Here is a 20,263-nt window from a genome sequence, read left to right on the forward strand (position 1 = left end):
TGTCTGGAAAAGGCGCCGCTCGCGGGAGATCTCCCGCGAGCGGCAGGCGCGATCAGAGCCGCCAGTTCAGGTTCAGGCTCAGGTAACGACCGTTCTCGATGTAGTCGCGGACGCCGCCCTTTCCTTCACCGAAGGTGTAGAAGTAGGTGTAGTTGTCCAGCAGGTTCTGCACCTTGAAGGTCGCCGTCAGGTTCGGCGTGATCTGACGCCGCGCCATCAGGTCCACGAAGTGATAGTCCTGCTCATAGGGGTCGTTGCCGAAGTCCTCGATGTCTTCCAGCGACACGTCCTGATAGTTGTAGGCCACATAGGCCTCCCAGCCGTTGCGTTCCCAGAACAGTTCCAGGTTCACGATGTGGTCAGGGGTTTCCATGAAGGGCAGGGTGTAGCCTTCCGGGTGCCATGACAGACCGGTCTCGGCTTCCGAGCGCTGGATTGTGGCGTTCACCGCCACGCCCAGGCCGTCGAACGGCACCGGCAACCAATGAAGCTGCTGGCGGGCGTTGATCTCGACGCCGCGGATCTCGGCCTTGCGGCCGTTCATCGGCATGGATACGGGCACGCCCGACGGATCTTCGAACTCGCCCTCTGTGCCGTTCTGGATGACCGAGGACGATGAGCGGAACAGGAACTTGTCCAGATCCTTGTAGAACAGGGCGACCGAATAGGCGCCGGTGCGTCCGTTATAATATTCCGCCGACAGATCGTAGTTGACCGAGGTCATCGGCTCCAGGTCGGGATTGCCCTGGACGATGCCGGCCAGCACCCATTCGCTGGTCGGGTTGGTCACGCCGTCGCCGTCGGGATCGCTCTCGTAGCTGTATTCCTTGACCGAGGTCATCCGGTTGATGTCGGGACGCGAGACGCTGGTCCAGATCGCCGCGCGCAGCTTTGCGTTTCGGCTGACGTCATAGTTGACGTGGATCGAGGGCAGCCAGTTGGTGAAGCCCGAGGTGTCGGTGGTGTAGTCCTCGCCCCGCACCGGATCTTCGGTCCAGGCGCGGATGTCGTTGCTGGTGTCTTCGACCCGCACCCCGGCGATTACTTCCGCCGCGCCGAAACGGGCTGTGCCCATGACATAGGCCGACACCACCCGTTCGTCGTAGAACCAGGTCGAGGCGTAGTCGATCGAGTTCGCCTCGTTCAGCGTCAACAGGGTCGAGTTCCCGGCCTTGGCGCGTTCGATCTCGGCCATCATCTTGTCGGTGTCGATGACGGCGCCGAGTTGATATTGGCCGGTGTAACGGCCGTCGAACATGTCGGTGATCGCTTCGCCGAACAGGGCGGAGTAGTCGGCCATCGTGCCCTGCGGCTCCAGGTCGATCAGCGAGCCTTCCAGGCGCTCACGCTCGGACTTGTAGTATTTGGCGCCGACGCGCACCTCTTGCAGCCAGGAGCCGGTCGGCTCGTAGCGAAGGTTGAACTGGGCCTGGTTCAGGGTTTCCTTGGCGCCGCCATAGCTGCCGCTCAGGCTGGAGGCAGTGTATTGGGTCAGGTCCTGGACGCCGGCCATGCCGGCGGGGTTCAGCACCCATTTCAGGTATTGGGGATCGCTCTGGCTGACGATCTCGACGCCTTCGTTGCCCTTCCAGAGATAGGCGTTGCGGCCGAAATACATCTCGTAGCTATCGACGATATTGTCCTCGGATTCCGAGTGAGACAGGTCGTAGTCGAGTGTGAACTGGCCGAGGCGGCTTTCGCCCCCGAAGTTGACCATCTGCAGCACGCCCTCCGTCGTGCCGCCTTCCCAGTAGCGACGCAGGCGGAAGCCCTTGGGATCCCACGAACCCGACGAGCCGTTCAGGCTGTAATAGCTGTTAGAGCCCTTGTCCGCGTCGGTGATCACGCCGTCCTTGTCGCGGTCCACGATCTGGGCGGTGGTGTAGTTGTAGATGGCGCCCTTGGGGCCATAACCGATGACGGCGTTCGCGGGCTGGGTCAGGTCGCCGCGCGACTTGTCGACCTGCTCCAGGCGCGCCGAGACGCTGGTGCCGGCCTCGTTGCGGAAGTTGAGGCGGTTCCTGAACTGGGTCTCTTCGTACTCGTTGTACTGGCCGCGCAGGTGGAAGTCGTGATTTTCGCCGCGCCAGTCCAGCGAGCCGTTGAAGCCCCAGCGCGTCACGTCGGTGTCGCCGGTGGACATTTCCAGACCGCGGGTCACGAAGGTCTCGGGCTCGAAGTCCAGGCTCTGGGTCGTGCTGTACCAGGTGCGGGGCATATTATCCCCGGAGTTGCCGATCTGCTCGAACTGCGAGGCGCGCTCCGAATAGTTGCCGGTCACGAACAGACCCAGGCGCTCCGAGAACTGCTTGCCGAAGGCGACGTCGGCCGCCCACGAGGTCCGGTCGTCGCGCTGTTGCAGCAGGGTGCCCTCGATCGAGCCGGCGACATGGGTCGGGTTAAAGTCGAAGGCGGTCGGCGTCTTGATGTCGATGGTGCCGCCGATGGCGTCGCCGTCCATATAGGGCAGCAGGCTCTTGTAGACGGTGATCGCATCCACGCCCGACGTCGGCAGGAAGCTGAGACGCACGCCGCGGAAGAAGTTATCGTTCGGCGATCCGGTCCCGCCCATGCGCACGCCATTGACGGCGTAGGCGTTATACTCGGTCGCCATGCCCCGGATCACGACCCGGTCGCCTTCACCGGTGAAGTGGTTGCGCACCGCCGACACGCCGGGAATGCGCGATGCGGCTTCGGTCAGGTTCGACGAGGGCAGCTTGCCCATGTCGTCGGCGCTGACGCTGTCCGAGATCATGTCGTTGTTGCGCTTCTCGTCGATCGAGCGGCGCAGGCCCTGAAGATAGCCGGTGACGACGACCTCATCGAGCACCGGCGCGGCGGCCTCTGCGGGCGTCGCGCCCGACTGCGTCTGGGCTGCAGCCCAGTGCGGAAATGCGGCGACGAGCGCCAGGCCGCCGGCGGCGGCCATATAGCGAGATTTGGTCTTGAGCATCTGATCCCCCGTGATCTGCTTTGGCGCAGACGGGGGAGAGACGGGCCGATCAGCCCTTGCTGACAGCCGTCATCAAGATTTCATCCTCCTGTCGCCGATCCGAAGATTTGGGGCGTGGCCGGGTGAAATGTTGAGGACGGCGCTTCAGCCGGCCTGCAGAACCGTCGCCAGCAACTCGTCTGCGAGCATGGCGGAGGTCGGGCTGTTCCCCTGCCGGACAAGGACCAGACGTCGGGACGGCGCAATCAGGACCATCTGCCCGCCCGCTCCAAGGGCCGCCACCGTGTCGCGGGGCGCCGAGGGGAAACGAACGCCGCCTCCCTGCCCGAGGGCGTCGAACCCGGCTCGGGCATTCGACCACCAAAGAAGCCCATAAGACGGATTGAGCGGCTGGGAGGGCTGCGTCAGGGAGTCGAGCGTCGACCGGGCGACCAGACGACGGTCCTGCCAGACGCCGCCGTTCAACACCATGTTCCCGAACCGGCTTAGGTCGCGGGCTGTCGATGCGGCGCTGTAGTAGTTGGTCACAGGCCCGCGCTCGCCTGCGCCCTGGGACGTGATCCAGGTGGTGTGGACCATCCCCAAGGGGCCGATCAGCCGATCCAGGGCGAAATCGGCGACCCGCCGGCCCGTCGCCCGTTCGAGAATGTGGAAGAGCAGATGATAGGCTGCGGTATTATAGGCCCAGCGGGTTCCCGGCGGGGCACGCAAAGGCGCGGCGGCGTTGACGAGGAACTGGTCGCCGGCGACGCCCCGCAGGGCGAGGCCGCTGTCGTCCAGCCCGGACGTCATGCTCATCAGGTGGCGCAGCGTGATCGCCTGGCGGTCGTCCGCCCCCCAGGCCGGAATGAAGTCGGCGGCGGGTTGGTCGAGGCTGCTGAAGGCGCCGTCTTCCAGAGCCATGCCGATCAGGACGGCCAGCAGGCTCTTGGCGACCGACGCCACTTCGCGAGGGCGCTCGGCGTCCCAGCCCGGCGCGTACCACTCCGTCACGATCCGCCCATCGCGTGTGACGATCAGGCTTGTGCTGGACTGGCGCCCGGCGAGCAAGACCGCGTCATCTGCATCCGCGTTCCCGGCGGCGGAGGCGTGGGGCAAGCCGCCGAACATCACTGTCGCAGCGCCCAAGGCGGCGCGACGCGTCAACCGACGGCAGGGCCGGGCCGAAGCCTTAATAGCGATCGGCGTTTCGGTTGCCATCGGAGGCCTCTCTCAGTCGGTCGCAGGACGCGGATTGCAGATGGACAGGAAGCCGGCGGCCATGAACGAGGCCATTCGGGCCTTGATCGCCTCGAAGTCGTCGGAACTGCAAAGACCGTCGGACAGCCGGTCAATCCGCCCGGTGCGCGCCAGGGTCAGCATCAGTCCGCCCGTGACGAAATGATAGCCCCAGAAGATGTCTTCCTCGGCGCAGTCCGGCAGCGCCTTCTTCAGCAATTCAATCAGTCGTCGAACGACGGGGTCGAAGTGGAGGTCCATCAGCTCGGCCCCGTATGACGTGTTCGAGACCTGGGCGCTCAGAACGCCGTAGTTCTTCCAGACTTCGCCCCCCTGGCTGTAGAGATCCAGATCGGTGTCGAGGAAGGCGCGCAAGGCGCCCTCGACGGTGGGTCGACCGTCGGTTGCGGCGTCGTAGTCGTCCAGGGCCTTCATGCGCAGGGCGATCGTCACCTCGGCGCGGCGGGCGATGACGTCGTCGAACAGCTTCTTCTTGTCGGTGAAGTAGTAGTTCAGAAGGGTGTGATGAACGCCCACCTGTTTGGCGACGTCCTTCAGCGTCACCCCGTACAGACCGTGGAGCGAGAACAGATGCTCGGCCGCGTCGAGGATTTGCTCCATCATGTCGGCGCGCTGTTCGACCTTGGTCCGGCGACGACGCGGCCGGGGCGCCTCGCCGACGGGGCCGCCGCTTTCGATTTCCGCCACCAGAGATCTGTTTTCAGGCGTCGCCATAGTCTGTTCTCAATCGCATCTTGTCGATCTTTCCGGTCGATGCGAGCGGCATCTGATCCACCCGGACGATCGCGTCCGGAATCCACCACGGCGCAACCCGGTCGCGCAAGGGCGCAATAATGCCCTCGTCCGAGACGCTCGCATCGCGCGCCTGGATCACCAGTATGGGGCGCTCGCCCCATTTCGGGTCGGCCCGCCCGATGACCGCAGCCAGGGAGACGTCGGGGTGCTCGTTCACGATGGCCTCGATCTTGGCCGGGTTGATCCACTCCCCGCCGGATTTGATCAGGTCCTTGGCGCGTCCGGTGATGATCAGCTCGCCGGCCTCGTTGATCCGCGCCAGATCGCCGGTGGCGAACCATCCGTCGGCGTCGGTGGCGCTCTCGGCGTGGCCGAAATAGCGTTGCACGACCGAGGGGCCGCGCGCGCGTAGGTGACCCTCGCCGGCGCGCTGGTCCGGCAGAGCCCGGCCGTCGGCGTCGGTCAGAAGCAGATCGACCCCAAACGCCGTTCGCCCCGAGCTCAGGGCGGACCGTCCGGGGTCGTCGGGCGAAGCGCAGGCGCCCAGGGGCGAAAGCTCCGTCATGCCCCAGCTGGTCTGAACGGTCGCGCCCAGCCGCTGTTCTATCCGCTCCATCAAGGCCGGCGCCAGCGGGGCGCCGCCGACGACCACTCTTTGCAGGGTCGGGGTCTCGACGCCGGTCTGTTCCATATGCTCCACCACTCCCAGCCACACGGTGGCGATGCCGACGGCGACGGTCACGCCTTCCGTATTGATCAGCCGCGCCAGGCTGGCGCCGTCCAGGTCTCGACCCGGGAGGACAAGACGCGCGCCCGACGCGGGGGCGGCGAACGGCAGCCCCCAGGCATTGGCGTGGAACATGGGCACCGCCGCCAGCACCCGGTCGGACGCCGACAGGGCCATGACGTCAGCCTGAAGCTGGCGCAGGGTGTGCAGGAAGCTGGAACGGTGCGTGTAGGTGACGCCCTTGGGCCCGCCGGTCGTTCCAGAGGTGAAGCACAGGCCGGAGGGCGTGGTTTCCGGGAAGTCGCCCCAGACCACATCGTCGTGCGCCGTCGCCAGCATGGGCTCCAGGGCTTGCGGCGTGGGGCCGGGTCCATTGGCCGCGACCGCGCCCGGCTCGCCGCCAATCGTCAGTATGCGCTGCAGCGAAGGCGCGCGCGCGGCGATCCTGCGCGCCAGGGGCGCGAGGTCGGCGCTGGCGATCACGATCCGCGCCTGGGACTGGCCGACCATGTCCGCCAGCTGCGCCTCGGTCAGGCGGGGGTTGAGGGTGTGACAGACCGCCCCCATGCCCATGACCGCGTACCAGGCCTCCACATGCTCCTGGGTGTTCCACGCCAGGGTGGCGATCCGGTCGCCGGCTCTTGCGCCCAGCGTCTGGAGCACGGCAGAGACCCGGACCGCCCGCGCCTTGAGATCGGCATAGCCGATCCGCTGGATCTCGCCGTCGCCGCGCGCGGTCACGACTTCGGCCTTGGGCCGCCATTTGGCGGCGTGGGTCAGGAACTTGTCGATGGTCAGGTCATAGGCCTGCATCTCGCCGTCGATCATGGGCACGCTGGGGTCTGTGGGGGGAGGGGAGGGGAGATGACGCCGAAATTCCAGTTCCAGGGAATGGAGCCCGCGACACGGCGACGACAGACGACCGTCTCGTGAAGCTCGAACATTCCGGGCATCAGGCGCTCGCGGACGGCCGGCTCCCGTTCGAAATCCATGTAGGCGCGTGCGTCGCCATAGGCGGGCCAGTCCGGTTGGCCCGGCGCTGTCGGCACGCCCGTTCGGGCGAAATTGGCCCAGTAGGCCAGCATGGCGTCTGACAATTGTCGCTCGGTCGGCGTGTCCGGAATCTTGGGCCAACGCGGCGGGGTCCGGTCTGCGTTGCCGAAGACGAACGGCAGTTCCGAGGCGTGGAAGGCGTGAAGATTCGCCTCGTCCATCGCGGGATAGCCGTGGTCGAAGAAGTAGAGGAAGCCGGCCTGGCCCGTTCTGGCCTGTCGGCGGACAAGGCGTTCGGCGGTCCAGCCGTATAGGCCGTCCCGGGGCACGGCCAGCAGGCTTTCTGCCAGATCAGCCGACGGGTAGAGGCGCAGGAATTCATTCGCCAGGCTGCCGTAACGGTCGTGGATTTCCTGTTCGTAGGCGGCGGGATCGGCAGGCGGCGACGGCGGCAACAGGAACCGCAGCGAGCGGATCTCGCCGGCGTTGAACCCCGCCAGAAGCGGAACCGGCGCCTGCTCGCCCTGATCGAAGACCTGGACGAGTTGCTCGGGTAGAACCTTCCCGTCGATCGTGCCGAAGGGCGCGTACCGCTTGGCCAGGGACGAGGTGGTCAGGGTCTGGGCGTCCATGGCGCGCAGATCGGCCAGATTTTGCAGGCCCAGCTGCGCCTGCAACCAGACGCCGACGGATTCGGCCGCCGGGTCGCCGTGGCGGCTCGAACGCAGTTCAGGGGTCGAGATCATATAAGCGCTTTGGGCGATCGCCCGGTCGAACAGGCCCCGCGCCTGGGGCGAAGCCATCAGATACATGACGCTGAGCGCGCCCGCCGACTCGCCGGCGATCGTCACATTCTCCGGATCACCGCCGAAGGCTGCGATGTTCTTCCTGATCCATTCCAGGGCGGCGATCTGGTCAAGCAGGCCGTAGTTGCCGGATATGTTCTGACGCGACTCCGCGCTCAGCTCGGGGTGGGCGAGATAGCCCAGGACGCCCAGGCGGTAGTTGATCGACACCACCACCATGCCCTGCGAGGCCGCCATCCGGGCGCCGTCGTACATGGGCTCATCGCCTGCCCCCGTGCTCAGCGAGCCGCCGTGGATCCAGACGAAGACCGGCGCATCATGCGCGTCCTTCGGCGTCCAGATGTTGAGGAACAGGCAGTCCTCGCTCATCGTCGGCGCTTCGCCCGCATAGATGCTCTCGCCGCGCGCCACGGGCTGGTGGCAGGCTGCCCCGTACCGGGTGGCGTCGCGGGTCTGGCGCCAGGGGGGCATCTCGACCGGCGGGCGCCAGCGCCGCCAGCCGGTCGGCGGCAGGGCGTAGGGCACGCCCTTGAAGACGGTGAAGCCGTCCAGCGCCTCGCCCCGAAGGGGACCTGCGGGGGCCTCGATGACGGTCTGGGCCGAGGCTGCTCCGCTGAGGGTTAAGCCGAGGGCGAGCGTCGCGGCCGCGGCGCGCAGTCCATGTTTCATCACGACGCCTTCTCCTTCACTTGACGCCGGATCTTTCCGGCCAGCCCCAGGAACAGCAGGATGGCCAGCCCGTAGAAGGGCAGCAGGGTGTAGAAGGCCATCTGCAGCGAATTGTCGGGGTTCGTGCGCGCGAAGAAGTCGCTGGCCGCGCCCAGATAGGTGGGGCCCAGGCCCAGGCCGATCAGGTTCATGATCAGCAGCAGCAGGGCGCCGGACAGCACCCGCTGATCGGGTCGCACCTCTTCCTGCACCAGGGTCACGGCCGGCGAGAGGTAGAAGTAGTTCAGCCCCATCGGCAGGGCGAGGAAGGCCAGAGCCAACGGCCAGCTCGGCGCCCAGATGAAGGCGGCGAAGAAGGGCATGGCGACGGCGAGGCCAATGGCGGGAAGATAGGCGTAGGCCGTCTTGAAGCGTTTGCCGAACCGGTCGATCAGTCGGCCGGAGACGTACATGCCCAGGCTGACGAAGACGCCGACCAGCAGGGCGTACCAGACCGCGACCTCGCTGAGGGTCATGCCCTTCTCACGCATCAGGAACAGGGTGGCGAAGTTCAGCAGGGCGTAGGTGACGAACTGGGTGGCGCCGCAGGCCAGGGCCATGCCTCGCAGCACCGGATTGGCGAAATACACCCGGCAGGTCGACCAGAAGCCGGCCTTGGGAACAGGCGCGGCGTCCGCCGGAGGCTGGGTCTCCAGCGGGGCGTCCAGTCCGCCCTTCCTCGGCTCGCGCACGAACAGCCAGACCACTACGGCCGTGATGACCCCCACGACGCCGACCGCCAGGAAGGCGTCGCGCCAGGAATAGGCCGCCGCGATCGAGGCGCCGAAGGCGACCCCCATGGCCTGACCGATGGGGGGACCCAGGTTGAACAGGCTCAGGGCGGTTCCGCGCCGACCCGACGGGAAATAGTCCGAGATGATAGCGTAAGAGGGGGGGACCCCGCCGGCCTCGCCCACGCCCACGGCCATCCGCGACATGGCCAGTTGCGCATAGTTGGTCGAAAGGCCGCAGGCGGCGGTCGCCGCGCTCCACAAGCCGCAGGCCAGGGCCAGGACCCTGACCCGGTTGGTGCGGTCGGCCAGCCAGCCGACCGGGATCGCCAGGACGCAGTAGAAGAGCGCGAAATACAGGCCGCTGATCAGACCCAGCTGTCCGTCGGTGACGCCCAGCTCGTCCTGGATCGGCTTGGCCAGGATCGACAGCAGCTGCCGGTCCAGGAAGTTCAGGACATAGACGAAGCACAGGATCGCCAGAACGAACCAGGCCCTGGCGCCCGGGCGCGCGTCTGGCGCGCCCGGGACCGTGGTCGGAGATGATCCGGCCATCCTCAGAACTCATACCCGACGCGCACGCCGACCGTTCGCGGCCGCGTGCGGCCATAGCGGCCGTCGAGGAAGGCCTCGGGATGGATGTAGTTGACCGAATGGTCGTCGAACAGGTTCTCGACGTAGGCGGCGACCGTGTACTTGTCGAAGGCGAAGGCCAGGTTGGCGTTCACGAGGGTGTAGCTGTCGGTGTCGTCATAGGTCGGCAGGGGCACGAGCGGACGTCCCGGCGTGTTCGGGAAGCTGTTGGGGAAGCTGCCCACGTGGGACACGGCGACAGAGGCGTTCGCCACCACGTCCGACCAAGGCCGCCATTCATAATTGACCCGCACCGAGCCCTGGGCCTTCGGCCCGGCCAGTCGTGCATCCAGGACGGCGCCGGAGATGGCCGCCTCTTCGGACGTCAGGTCGTCGACCTTGGCCTCGTTGAAGCCGGCGGTCAGGGCCACCGTCCAGCCGTCGGCCGGGACGGCGGTGACCGACATCTCGATCCCCTTGCTGGTGGCGCCGCCGATATTGGTGGCGAACTGGACCGAGTCCGAGACGCGGTTGGCCTGGACCTGGATGTCGTTCCAGTCGATCCAGTAGACGGCGGCGTCGGCCATCAGGCGGCCGCCGAACCACCGCCCCTTCACCCCGATCTCGTAGTTGGTCAGATTGTCGGACGTGGCGCCGTCTGGAATGGTGATGTCGTCCGGGAATCCGGCCGGCGGGGCGGCGCCGGCGCGGGCGTTGACGATCGGGGGCCGGAAGCCGGTGGACACCGCCGCATAGGTGGTCACCGACGGTGAAGGCCGCCACGACAGGCTGAGGCGATGCGACAGGCCGCTCTCTTCGGCCTTGACGCCCTCGACCGCAGTCGGCGCGTACACTCTCGGATTGAGCGAGCCGGGGGACGGAATGCCGAGGACCGTCGCTACATAGGCTCGCGAGAAGTAGTCAGATGTGTAACCACCCTGTTCGGTGAAACCCTGGGCGTCGGTCGTGCCGTAACGGAGGCCGCCGGTGATCCACAGGTCCGGCGTGAACCGGTAGGTCAGCTGGCCGAAGGCTGCGACCTCGTGGCTGATGAAATGCGAGCCGAACCGCAGATAGTATTCATCCGGCAGTCCTGTGAACCCCTGCTCCGCTAGGAATTCCTCGCTGGAGCGGTAGTTGTAGTCGACGTCTCGCCGCTTGCGGAAATAGAAGCCGCCCAGCGACCAGTCGAAACGTCCGCCCGGATCCGACACCAGCCGCACCTCCTGCACGAAGGTGTCGTCCCAGGCGTCGGCGTCGAGGGCGAAGGGGAAGGCCTGGGCGTAGGTCCCGGCGAGGTCGACGTAGAAGAGGCCCGTATAATCCGACTGGGTCGTCGAACTGGTGAGCAAGGCCCCGTCGAACTGGTATTCGAGGGTCAAATTGTAGTTGGTCATGTCGCTCTGGAACAGATCGGGTCGATCCGTCAGACGGACGTATTCGCCCCGATCCGGGTTCGTCAGCGAGGAGTCGTGCGGGTTGCTGATCTCGTTCGACACCATGACCCGGGCCGAAAAGCGCTCGTTGGGCTCCCATTGCAGGATCGCCCGGCCGCCGTACTGGACGAGGGAGTTGGCGTTCTCAATCCCCGTCCCGACGTTGTCGACCCAACCTTCCTCGTGCCGCGAGAAACCGACCACGCGCAGGGCCAGTTCGTTCTCGATCAGTGGAATGTTGACCATCGCATTGTAGCGCTGGCGCAGTCCGCCCTCCTCCATGGTTCCGAGATCGACCAGGGCCGAGGCGTCGAACCGGGTGGGGTCGGGGTCGTGCGTCAGGATGCGCAGCGCCCCAGCCAGCGAGCCTGAGCCGAACAGCGTCCCTTGGGGGCCGCGCAGGAATTCGATCCGCTCCACGTCATAGAGGCTGGGATCGAGAATGGTGGAATTGCCGTTCGACGAGATCGGCAGTTCGTCCAGATAGATGGCGACCGTGCTCTGCAGATTTGCGCCATAGCCGTTGGTGGCGATGCCGCGCGCCGTGAAATTGTTGAAGTTGGCCGAGGCCCGGTTCAGCACCACGCCCGGCGTGGCGGTGGCCAGACCGTCGTAGTTGACGATCCCACGCTCGTTGAGGTCCTCCTGAGACAGGGCCGTGATGCTGACCGGCACGTCCCGCAGCCGCTCCGCACGCCGCGTGGCGGTGACGATCACTTCCTGGACGGCCGACGGTCGGTCCCGATCCTCATTTTGCGCGGTCTGGCCGGATTGATCCTGAGCCCAGGCCGTCGCTGGAGCCAAGGCCACGACATGCGCAGCCACGCACGCCGAAGCGAGCAGTATCGCCTTCATCTGATGTCCCTCCCAATACGCCGATCATGACCGTCGGCGCTTGAACGAGAGTGGGACACGGCTTGCGACCCTTGTCAATATTCCCTCTCACGTGCGTGAGTGTCTGGTATGGCTGTGCGCCTATAACTCACTCACAAGATAGCGAGTATTGAACCTGCCCGGTGATCGTGCAACTTGGCCGCAAACACCGATCAGGGGAGGAACCGAATGATCAATCTCAAGGGGCGAAACGCGGTGGTCACGGGCGCAGGCGCCGGTCTGGGGCGCAGCCATGCCCTTGCGCTGGCCCGGCATGGCGCGAGGGTGCTGGTCAATGATCTGAACGCCGAGGGTGCGGAGGCCGTGGTCGAGGAAATCCGCGCCGCCGGCGGCGAGGCGGAGGCCGTCGCCTGCAGCGTTACGGATCGCGTCGCCATCGCCGCCATGATCGACGACATGGTCGCCCGCTGGGGATCGATCGACATCCTGGTCAACAACGCCGGCATCCTGCGGGACCGGACCTTCGCCAATACCACGCTCGAGGATTTTCAAGCGGTCCTCGACGTTCATGTCATGGGTTCGGTGATCGTCACCAAGGCCGCCTGGCCCCATATGCGGGCGCAGACCTATGGCCGGATCGTCTTCACCACCTCGTCGTCGGGCCTGTACGGCAACTTCGGCCAATCAAACTATTCGGCCGCCAAGATGGCCGTGGTCGGCCTCATGCAGACCCTGGCGCTTGAGGGCGCCAAATACGGGATCCGCGTCAACTGCCTGGCGCCCAGCGCCGCGACGCGGATGACCGAGGGCCTGTACTCCGAAGACGACCTGAACGGCCTGTCGACGGACCTGGTCAGCCCAGGCGTAGTCGCCTTGTCCGCGGAGGGCGCGCCCACCCGCGCAATCCTGCTCGCCGGGGCCGGCGCTTTCGAACAGGCCCATATCACGATGACCCGCGGCATCTATGTGGGCGAGGCGCCGGACGCCGCCGAGCAGATCGACGCGCGGTGGGCGGACATAGGACGACGCGACGGCGAGACCGTGCCGGACTCGGGCGCCGCCCAATACACCCATGAAGTCAGCCATCCTGATCGGCTGGCCCTGGTCGATTGAGCGTCAGGGCGGGGCCGCGCCGGCGTTGGCTATGGTCGGCGACGGGTCTGCTTCACGGTTCGATCCAGCCGGCCACCCGCAGGCGCAAGTCGGTGCGGGGGTCTTGGGTGAAGCCCAGGACGATGGCGGCCTCGCCGCCGGCGGGCACATAGTCGATCGTGGCGGAGGCGGTCTCGGCCCCGGCCCGCCCTTCGATCTGCACGTCCGCCGCCGTCTCGCCGCCCAGGTTCCGAACCTCGACCTCCGCCAGCCATTGACCGTCGGCGGCGCGGATTTCGACGACGCGCGAGCGGATATCGGGCGGACGGGCCTCGCCGAGGCCCTGGGACAGGATGACGGCGAGACAGGTCAGCAGCAGGACCAGGCCAAGGCCGCCCATCACCCAGGCCAGGACGGGCGGGCCCGGCTCCGCATCCGGCTTGGCCGTGCCGGCGGTCTTCCTTTTCGACGCGGTCGCCATCAGACCAGCAACCGGGCGGCGGCTGCGCCGATCGCGCCGGGGAATCCGAGGACCACGATGGTCTTCGCCGTCTCGAACACGCCATGGCCGTCCAGCGCCCCGAACAGCCACAGGACATAGACGCCGGTCAGCAGGACGAGACCGTAACCCGCCAGGGTGAAATGGACGAAGGCGGTGAAGGGATGGCCCTGTTCCTCCTGGCCCGCGAAGCCGGCCAGATAGACGATGACGTGCATCAGGCCGACGGACAACACCAGCAGGCCGACCGTCTGCCAGGGCGCCATCCGATAGGCGATCAGCCGGGTCTCCTCTGTGGGAGCGATGTTCAAAGCCAGGAAGAGGGCGCCCGCCACCATCAGAAACAGTTCGCCGGAATAGCGGGCCTCGGCCTTTTCAGCGTCGTTCCGGTCCGCGCCGAACTGTCGACGGGCCAACAGGGCGCCCATGGCGGCGGGGACCGCCTGCAGGACGATCTGGCCCACAGCGGCCCGCAGCGGCGCGGCGCCGTCGATCACGCCGATCAGGATCAGCAGGAAGCCGCTGGTGACGAAACCGACCGCCAGTGCGGCGAAGACGTCGATGACGGCATGACCGATCCCCTGATTGCGACTGAAACCGGCGAAGACCGCGAGACCGAGCAGCAGGGGCAGGCCGCTGAGCAGGAAGACGGCCAGCCGCACCGGATCCAGCGTCAGACCGTAGCCCCACATCTCCATGGTCATCAGCAGGGGGAGGCCGAACAACAAGGCTCCGCCGAAGGCGCGACCGAGGTCGCGGCTGTAATGGGTCTCGCGAGTGGATTGAAGCGCTTGGGCGGCCATGAGGCCCCAACGCAGCACGGACCAAACCGCTCCGCTTATGCAGGCGCCGGACGCGCTCGGAACTCTTGGACGGGGCCGACGATTTATGTCCGATACCCTGGGGAGGTTGAGCTGATGACCGCGAACACCGTCTGGACGCCCTATTGCGGCGCAGCCCCCCTGGCGGGAGAGTGGCGCTGGAACCTGGATCCGGTCCTTATCGCAGTGCTCGTCGGGGTGCTCGCCCTGACCATCTGGCGTTCGTCCGGTCGATCCCGCACCCTCGGCCTGGCCGCGACGGCTGTTCTCGCCGTGATCTTCATCTCACCCCTCTGCGCGCTGAGTTCGGCCCTGTTCTCGGCCAGGACCGTGCACCACGTCCTGCTGGTGGCGGCCGCCGCGCCTCTGATCGCCTGGGCCGGGCCATTGCGACGGGTCGGGCCGCTGGGCCTGGCGACGGCGGTTCAGGCGGCGGTGCTGTGGGGGTGGCATGCGCCGGCGGCCTATGGGGCGGCCCTGTCTCATGACGGCGTCTACTGGCTAATGCAGATCAGTCTTCTCGCGACCGCCGTCTGGTTTTGGGCCGGCGTCCGGGCGGCGTCTCTGCCGTCGGCGGTCGGGCATCTGTTGGTCGCCATGGTGGCCATGGGACTGCTGGGCGCCCTGCTGACCTTCGCCGGGCAGGCGATCTATGCGCCGCACCTCGCGACTACACAGGCCTGGGGGCTGACGCCGTTGGAGGATCAGCAGACGGCCGGGTTGATCATGTGGGCGCCGGCGGCGGCGATCTATCTGGCGTCGGCCCTGCTGGTGCTCGGGCGCTGGATCGGAACCGAGCAGCCGGTCATGCACGCGGATGTCCGCCCGTGATCGATCGGCTGATCGGAAACATTCTGGAATGGGCGGCCGGCCACCACGACCAGGGCCGCTACTCGCCCGTCGCCATCCTGTTTCACTGGAGCATGGCCGGTCTGATGATCTTCCAGCTGTTCTGGGGCTGGTGGATGGGCCGTCAGCCGGTGGGGGGCGGCAAGGTGGCGGCGCACGACCTGCACTATGCGATCGGGGTGCTGATGCTGGTCCTGGCCATGGGACGGGGCGCCTGGAAGCTGCTGGCGCCGGGCCCGATCAATGATGCGGACAAGCCCGGCTGGGAAAGCACGGCCGCGACCTTCACCCATTATCTGTTCTACACCTGCCTGTTTGGGCTGCCGCTGACCGGCTGGGCCATGATCTCGGCGACGGCCCGAGACCAGGAGCTGACGCTGCTGGGCCTGGCGGCTTGGCCGCTGATGCCGATGCAGGACTTGTCGCCGATCCAGCGCTGGCAGGTCGAGGCGGTTGCCGAATGGATGCACTGGGGCCTGGTGATCACGCTTCTGGTGTTGATCCCCCTCCATGTCGGGGCGGCGCTGAAGCACCAGATCATCGATCGGGACGACGTATTCCACGGGATGTTGCCGGTTGTGCCGCAGCTGTCGCGGCGGCGGACGCGCTGGCAACGTCGGTACCGGGCGATCGAGAAGCGGGTGCGTTCTGCAGCCAGACGGCTAGTTCCCGGATTTCTTCATCGCTCAGACCGGCTACGGCCTCGGTCATGACGCCGCGCGGGTCATTGCGCCGCTCTCTGTTTCGCCACTTGTGCAACTGGTCGATCGTATAGGCCGCCGGCTGGCCCCAGATAGCGGGATTTCCAGCGCCTACGCCTTCCCCGGCGACGCCATGGCACGTGGCGCACGGGGCCACGCCACGGCCGAGATCGCCCTTCAGATAGAGCGGGGGTGGAGTGATCGACGCGTCGATCGGTCGCGCCGGCGCGGGCAGGGAAGCGTACCAGGCAGAGACGGCGCGCCGGTCGCCGTCGTCCAGCCAGCGCGCCACCTCCGTCATCACCGCGTTCTGACGAACTCCACTGGCGTAGTTCTCCATCTGCTTTTGCAGATAGCCCGCGTCCAGACCGGCGAGGCGCGGCACGCTGACGCCGTCGCCGCCGCCGTCCAGGCCATGGCAGGTGAAACAGGCGTTGGCCGCGCCACCCTCGCCGCCGCTCATGGCGATGACCTGGCCCGTGCGCGTAAATGCCGCGCCCGTTTCGTTGGTCGCCGGAGAGCAGCCGGCGACCGCGAGAAACAACGACAGGGACGGGAACAGGGCGCGCACCAAGGTCCAACTCGGGGGACAGACTGCGGTTCCGCTTCGCCGTTTCGGCGGACGCTGGACAGGAACCTTGGCTTGGCGGGTGTGTTCCACCCAAGAATGGGGCAAGGACCAGGGGACTAATGGCGAAGCGGCCAGACCAGCAGAGATCGGCGTGAGGTGGGGCCTGTTGCCCCTCGCCGCGCTGTTGTGCGCCTGCTCTGACAAGAGTGATCCGTCGCGCACCATCGCGGGTGCGGACGCGGCGCGGGGTCTGTCCGTCATTCAATCGGTCGGTTGCGCCTCCTGCCATGTGATCCCAGGCTTGGCCTGGCCCCAGGGTCGCGCCGGCCCATCACTGACGGGGTTTGCGGAGCGTTCGATGCTGGCGGGCCGTTTTCCGAACCGGCCGGATATTCTGGTCGACTGGCTGATCGACGCGCCGTCGCTGGCGCCCGACACCGGCATGCCGGCCATGCCCCTGACCCGAAGCCAGGCCAGGGACATCGCCGCCTATCTGTATGACCTCGATGACTAGATCCGCCGCCGATGGCACGGCCGCCTGGCCTCCCCCCGCACTGGACCCCGCCGGGCCGTTCGCAGAGCCTTTGCACACCCTGTCCTGGGTGCTGTTCGGCATGGGTCTGATCGTCACCCTGATCGTGGCGGCGGCCCTGGCGATCGCCCTGTTCGGCCCACGCCGCTGGCGCGAACGGCTGGGGGGGCGAAAGCTGGTCTGGATCGGCGGCTTCGCCTTTCCGGTCGTCGTGTTGAGTGGACTGTTGATCTACGGGCTCGGCCTGACCAGCCACCTGACCCAGGAGCCCGAGCCGGGCGAGATGCGGATCCGGGTGACGGGCGAGATGTGGTGGTGGCGGGTGGCCTATCTGGACAGCGACGGTCGCGAGGCCTTCCAGGACGCCAATGAACTGCACATCCCGACCGGGCGGCCGGTGGTGCTGGAACTGGACTCGGCGGACGTCATCCACAGCTTCTGGGTTCCGCGCCTCGCGGGCAAGGTGGACATGATCCCCGGACGGCGGAACCTGATGCGCATCCAGGCCGACCAACCCGGCGCCTTCGGCGGCCAGTGCGCCGAATATTGTGGCGGGCCGCACGCGTTGATGGGGCTGGTGGTCGTGGCGCATGCGCCGGCGGACTATCAGACCTGGGTCGCGCGTCAGTCGCGGCCCGCCGTCACGGCCGCCGCCGCCATGCCCGGCGTCGCGGTGTTCCAGCGCGCCGGATGCGGGGCCTGCCACACGGTCGCCGGAACGGTCTTCAACGGTCAGGCCGGGCCGGATCTCAGCCATGTGGGATCGCGCCGTACCTTGGGTGCGGGCATATTGCCGAACAATCAGGGGACGCTGGCCGGCTGGATCTCGGACAGCCAGGCGATCAAGCCCGGCAACCGGATGCCGGCCTATCCGGTCCTGACGGGTCAGGAACTGCGCGACGTCTCCGCCTGGCTCGAGAGCCTCAAGTGACCTCCGAAACCGGCTTCGACACCAAACAATACGCGCGTTTCCCCACCACGGGGGAGCGTCCCGCCGAAGAGCTGAAAGAGCTCGAGGATCTGTGGTGCGCACCTAAGGGGTGGCAGTGGATCACCGCCATCAACAACAACTATATCGGCGTCTATTACGTTGGGGCGGCCATGCTGTTCTTCGTGCTGGCGGGCGTGCTGGCCGTGCTGATTCGCGCCCAGCTGGCCGTGCCGATGAGCGGCTTCCTGGCGACCGAGACCTATAATCAGATCTTCACCGTGCACGGCACGATGATGATGTTCCTGTTCGCCGTGCCGGCGGTGGAGGCGCTTGCGGTGCTGCTGTTGCCCCAGATGCTGGGCGCGCGCGACCTGCCGTTTCCGCGACTGTCGGCCTATGCCTTCTGGGCCTATCTGATCGGCGGTCTGGCCTTCTTCTGCTCGCTGTTCTTCGGCCTGGCGCCGAATGGCGGCTGGTTCATGTATCCGCCCCTGTCGTCCACGACCTATTCACCGGGCATCAATGCGGACTTCTGGCTGCTGGGGATCGGCTTCATCGAGATCTCGGCCATCGCCGGCGCCATCGAGATCGTCGTCGGCGTGCTGCGCAATCGTGCGCCGGGCATGACCCTGGCCCGGATGCCCGTCTTCGCCTGGGCCATGCTGATCTTCGCCGGAATGATCCTCATCGCCTTCCCGTCGGTCATTCTGGCCACGACCCTGATGGAACTGGAGCGCGTCTTCGGCTGGCCCTTCTTCGATCCGCTGAAGGGCGGCGACCCGATGCTGTGGCAGCACCTGTTCTGGTTCTTCGGCCATCCGGAGGTCTACATCATCTTCCTGCCGGCGGCGGGGGCCATGTCGACCATGCTCCCCGGCATAGCCCGTACGCCCCTGGTCGGACATACGGCGGTGATCCTGGCCATGCTCGCGACCGGGTTCATCAGTTTCGGCGTGTGGGCGCACCACATGTTCACCACCGGCATGCCGACGATCTCGACCAGCTATTTCTCGGCGGCCTCGATGGCGGTCTCGGTTCCGGCGGGAATCCAGGTCTTCGCCTGGATCGCCACCATCGCCGCCGGACGGATGCGGTTTTCGGTGGCCGGCCTGTTCGTGCTGGGGGCGCTGATCACATTCACCATGGGGGGGCTGACCGGGGTCATGGTGGCCATGGTCCCGTTCGACTGGCAGGTGCACGACACCTATTTCATCGTCGCCCATCTGCATTATGTGCTGATCGGCGGCATGGTCCTGCCCTTCTTCGCCGCCATCTACTATTGGCTGCCGATGTCCTCCAGCCGTGCGCTGAGCGAACGGCTGGGGCGGTGGGTCTTCTGGCTGATCTTCTCCGGGGTCCATATCACCTTCCTGCCCATGCATTTCAGCGGCCTGATGGGCATGCCGCGCCGCGTCTTCACCTATCTGCCCGGCCGAGGGCTGGAGCTGCCCAATCTGCTGTCGACGGTTGGAACCGTGGTGGTCTCCGTCGGCGTCATCCTGTGGATCATCGACATGGCGCGGAATTTCCGTCCGTTCGGGACCTCCGCCGGCAATCCGAATGATGCGCCGGGACTGGAGTGGTTGCCGACCGGCAACTACTCCGTGCGCTCCATCCCCGTGATCAGCAGCCTCTATCCACTGTGGGAGCAGAAGGCTCTGGCGCGTGATGTCGAGGCGGGGCGCTACCTGCTGCCCAATGCGCCGACCCATGGCCGCGAGACTCTGGTCACCTCTACCCTGAACGCCGAACCTCAGTATATTCAGCGTATTCCCAAGCCTTCAGCCTGGCATGTCTGGGCGGCGGTGTTCACGGCCGGGTTCTTCCTGCTGCTGACGGTCCAGGCCTATACGGCCTCGGCGATCAGCGGCGTCCTAGCGGTCTGGTGCGTGATGCGCTGGTGCTGGATGCTGGACCGGCCCCGTATCGACGACGAGGTCGACATCGGCGCCGGCATCCGGGTTCCCACCTATGTCAGCGGCCCATCCAGCCATGGCTGGTGGGCGATGGTCACGACCTTGATCGTCGCCGGCATGGTGCTGGCGATGGCGGCCTTCAGCTATGTCTTCCTGTGGAGCCGCAATCCCCAGGACTGGGTCGCGCCGCCGGGCCTGGGGTCGTTGAGCCTTGTCGTGGCGGGTTGCGTCATCGGCGCCGGTCTGGCCTGGACCTCCTGCCGGGTGCTGGCGCTCGACCGGCCCCGCAGCCCGGTCATCTCCACGCTTCTCATGGTGCTGGCCATCGCTTCGGTGACGGGGGCCTGGGGCGTTGATCTTCAGGCGTGGCGGGCGGGGCCCTTGCTCGCCTCGGCGACCGGTCAGGGGGCGACGGTCTTCGCCCTCCTGTCCTGGCAGGGTTTCTTTGCGTCGATATTGGTCCTGATGGGGCTCTACGCCGTGCTGCGATGGGCGTTCGGCCATGTGGAGGCGAGCCGGCCCTCCACCTTCCAGCTGATCGGCCTGTTCGTCGCCTACACCGCCGGGCAGGGGGCCTTCATGAGCCTGCTCACCCATCTGTTCCCGGGAGGCTGAG

15 protein-coding genes and 1 pseudogene are annotated in these 20,263 nt (G+C 66.7%); 6 read left to right on the forward strand and 10 right to left on the reverse strand.

Translation table 11 applies throughout. The features are described 5' to 3' along the window. Nucleotides 1-52: 52 nt before the first annotated feature. The 7 genes from ACVPT3_RS03680 to ACVPT3_RS03710 form a co-directional block, all read right to left on the reverse strand. A complete protein-coding gene (locus tag ACVPT3_RS03680; RefSeq protein ID WP_492042855.1) occupies nt 53-2,953 on the reverse strand; it encodes a TonB-dependent receptor in 2,901 nt (966 codons plus the stop codon). A gap of 144 nt (nt 2,954-3,097) precedes the next feature. Beyond that, nucleotides 3,098-4,099, reverse strand: a complete 1,002-nt coding sequence (locus ACVPT3_RS03685; protein ID WP_492042856.1) for a serine hydrolase domain-containing protein — start codon at nt 4,097-4,099, stop codon at nt 3,098-3,100. A gap of 66 nt (nt 4,100-4,165) precedes the next feature. Then, the gene (locus ACVPT3_RS03690; protein WP_492043782.1) at nt 4,166-4,795 is read right to left on the reverse strand and encodes a TetR/AcrR family transcriptional regulator; all 630 of its coding nucleotides are present in this window, start codon (nt 4,793-4,795) and stop codon (nt 4,166-4,168) included. A 97-nt stretch (nt 4,796-4,892) separates the two neighbouring features. Then, nucleotides 4,893-6,482: an AMP-binding protein gene (locus ACVPT3_RS03695; RefSeq protein WP_492043783.1), complete on the reverse strand. Its 1,590-nt coding sequence runs from the start codon at nt 6,480-6,482 to the stop codon at nt 4,893-4,895. Further along, entirely contained in the window at nt 6,479-8,122 is a 1,644-nt protein-coding gene (locus ACVPT3_RS03700; RefSeq protein WP_492042857.1) for a carboxylesterase/lipase family protein, read from the reverse strand. Before ACVPT3_RS03700 ends, ACVPT3_RS03695 begins: the two co-directional genes overlap by 4 nt. Next, nucleotides 8,122-9,447, reverse strand: a complete 1,326-nt coding sequence (locus ACVPT3_RS03705; RefSeq protein ID WP_492042858.1) for a spinster family MFS transporter — start codon at nt 9,445-9,447, stop codon at nt 8,122-8,124. The genes ACVPT3_RS03700 and ACVPT3_RS03705 overlap by 1 nt, the downstream gene beginning before the upstream one ends. A gap of 2 nt (nt 9,448-9,449) precedes the next feature. Next, nucleotides 9,450-11,756, reverse strand: a complete 2,307-nt coding sequence (locus ACVPT3_RS03710) for a TonB-dependent receptor (RefSeq protein WP_492042859.1) — start codon at nt 11,754-11,756, stop codon at nt 9,450-9,452. A gap of 207 nt (nt 11,757-11,963) precedes the next feature. On the opposite strand from ACVPT3_RS03710, the gene ACVPT3_RS03715 reads away from it, so the two are divergent. After that, complete coding sequence (locus ACVPT3_RS03715; protein WP_492042860.1) at nt 11,964-12,848, forward strand: SDR family NAD(P)-dependent oxidoreductase; 885 nt, start codon at nt 11,964-11,966, stop codon at nt 12,846-12,848. A 52-nt stretch (nt 12,849-12,900) separates the two neighbouring features. Here the strand turns inward: ACVPT3_RS03715 and ACVPT3_RS03720 are convergent, their stop codons facing one another. Both ACVPT3_RS03720 and ACVPT3_RS03725 read right to left on the reverse strand, forming a co-directional pair. Then, nucleotides 12,901-13,308: a hypothetical protein gene (locus ACVPT3_RS03720; protein WP_492042861.1), complete on the reverse strand. Its 408-nt coding sequence runs from the start codon at nt 13,306-13,308 to the stop codon at nt 12,901-12,903. Further along, a complete protein-coding gene (locus ACVPT3_RS03725; RefSeq protein ID WP_492042862.1) occupies nt 13,308-14,147 on the reverse strand; it encodes a TIGR02587 family membrane protein in 840 nt (279 codons plus the stop codon). The genes ACVPT3_RS03720 and ACVPT3_RS03725 overlap by 1 nt, the downstream gene beginning before the upstream one ends. A gap of 96 nt (nt 14,148-14,243) precedes the next feature. Between ACVPT3_RS03725 and ACVPT3_RS03730 the strand changes: the two genes are divergently transcribed. Next, nucleotides 14,244-14,978: a cytochrome c oxidase assembly protein gene (locus ACVPT3_RS03730; RefSeq protein WP_492042863.1), complete on the forward strand. Its 735-nt coding sequence runs from the start codon at nt 14,244-14,246 to the stop codon at nt 14,976-14,978. Continuing rightward, complete coding sequence (locus ACVPT3_RS03735; RefSeq protein WP_492042864.1) at nt 14,975-15,709, forward strand: cytochrome b; 735 nt, start codon at nt 14,975-14,977, stop codon at nt 15,707-15,709. Before ACVPT3_RS03730 ends, ACVPT3_RS03735 begins: the two co-directional genes overlap by 4 nt. Here ACVPT3_RS03735 and ACVPT3_RS03740 read toward each other — a convergent pair. Next, a pseudogene (locus ACVPT3_RS03740) lies at nt 15,702-16,529 on the reverse strand (c-type cytochrome); the annotation flags it as partial. The gene ACVPT3_RS03735 and the pseudogene ACVPT3_RS03740 overlap by 8 nt on opposite strands. Here ACVPT3_RS03740 and ACVPT3_RS03745 point away from each other — a divergent pair. Genes ACVPT3_RS03745 through ACVPT3_RS03755 form a run of 3 tightly spaced genes read left to right on the forward strand, consistent with a single transcriptional unit; the run spans nt 16,435 to nt 20,262 of the window. Beyond that, nucleotides 16,435-16,782 (forward strand): c-type cytochrome, encoded by a 348-nt coding sequence (locus ACVPT3_RS03745; RefSeq protein WP_492042865.1) that lies wholly within the window; start codon nt 16,435-16,437, stop codon nt 16,780-16,782. The pseudogene ACVPT3_RS03740 and the gene ACVPT3_RS03745 sit on opposite strands and share 95 nt — an antisense overlap. Beyond that, the gene (gene coxB / locus ACVPT3_RS03750) at nt 16,775-17,731 is read left to right on the forward strand and encodes a cytochrome c oxidase subunit II (protein ID WP_492042866.1); all 957 of its coding nucleotides are present in this window, start codon (nt 16,775-16,777) and stop codon (nt 17,729-17,731) included. The genes ACVPT3_RS03745 and coxB overlap by 8 nt, the downstream gene beginning before the upstream one ends. Further along, nucleotides 17,728-20,262 (forward strand): cbb3-type cytochrome c oxidase subunit I, encoded by a 2,535-nt coding sequence (locus ACVPT3_RS03755; RefSeq protein WP_492042867.1) that lies wholly within the window; start codon nt 17,728-17,730, stop codon nt 20,260-20,262. The genes coxB and ACVPT3_RS03755 overlap by 4 nt, the downstream gene beginning before the upstream one ends. Nucleotide 20,263: the final 1 nt, after the last annotated feature.

The organism is Brevundimonas sp. FV1ps31S (assembly GCF_058681265.1).

Bases quoted from the DNA above. Each gene is read 5' to 3' on its own strand.
- ACVPT3_RS03700 (WP_492042857.1), bottom strand. From the start codon at position 8,122: ATGAAACATGGACTGCGCGCCGCGGCCGCGACGCTCGCCCTCGGCTTA.
- ACVPT3_RS03690 (WP_492043782.1), bottom strand. From the start codon at position 4,795: ATGATGGAGCAAATCCTCGACGCGGCCGAGCATCTGTTCTCGCTCCAC.
- ACVPT3_RS03705 (WP_492042858.1), bottom strand. From the start codon at position 9,447: ATGGCCGGATCATCTCCGACCACGGTCCCGGGCGCGCCAGACGCGCGC.
- ACVPT3_RS03710 (WP_492042859.1), bottom strand. From the start codon at position 11,756: ATGAAGGCGATACTGCTCGCTTCGGCGTGCGTGGCTGCGCATGTCGTG.
- ACVPT3_RS03715 (WP_492042860.1), top strand. From the start codon at position 11,964: ATGATCAATCTCAAGGGGCGAAACGCGGTGGTCACGGGCGCAGGCGCC.
- ACVPT3_RS03680 (WP_492042855.1), bottom strand. From the start codon at position 2,953: ATGCTCAAGACCAAATCTCGCTATATGGCCGCCGCCGGCGGCCTGGCG.
- ACVPT3_RS03730 (WP_492042863.1), top strand. From the start codon at position 14,244: ATGACCGCGAACACCGTCTGGACGCCCTATTGCGGCGCAGCCCCCCTG.
- coxB (WP_492042866.1), top strand. From the start codon at position 16,775: ATGACTAGATCCGCCGCCGATGGCACGGCCGCCTGGCCTCCCCCCGCA.
- ACVPT3_RS03695 (WP_492043783.1), bottom strand. From the start codon at position 6,482: ATGATCGACGGCGAGATGCAGGCCTATGACCTGACCATCGACAAGTTC.
- ACVPT3_RS03720 (WP_492042861.1), bottom strand. From the start codon at position 13,308: ATGGCGACCGCGTCGAAAAGGAAGACCGCCGGCACGGCCAAGCCGGAT.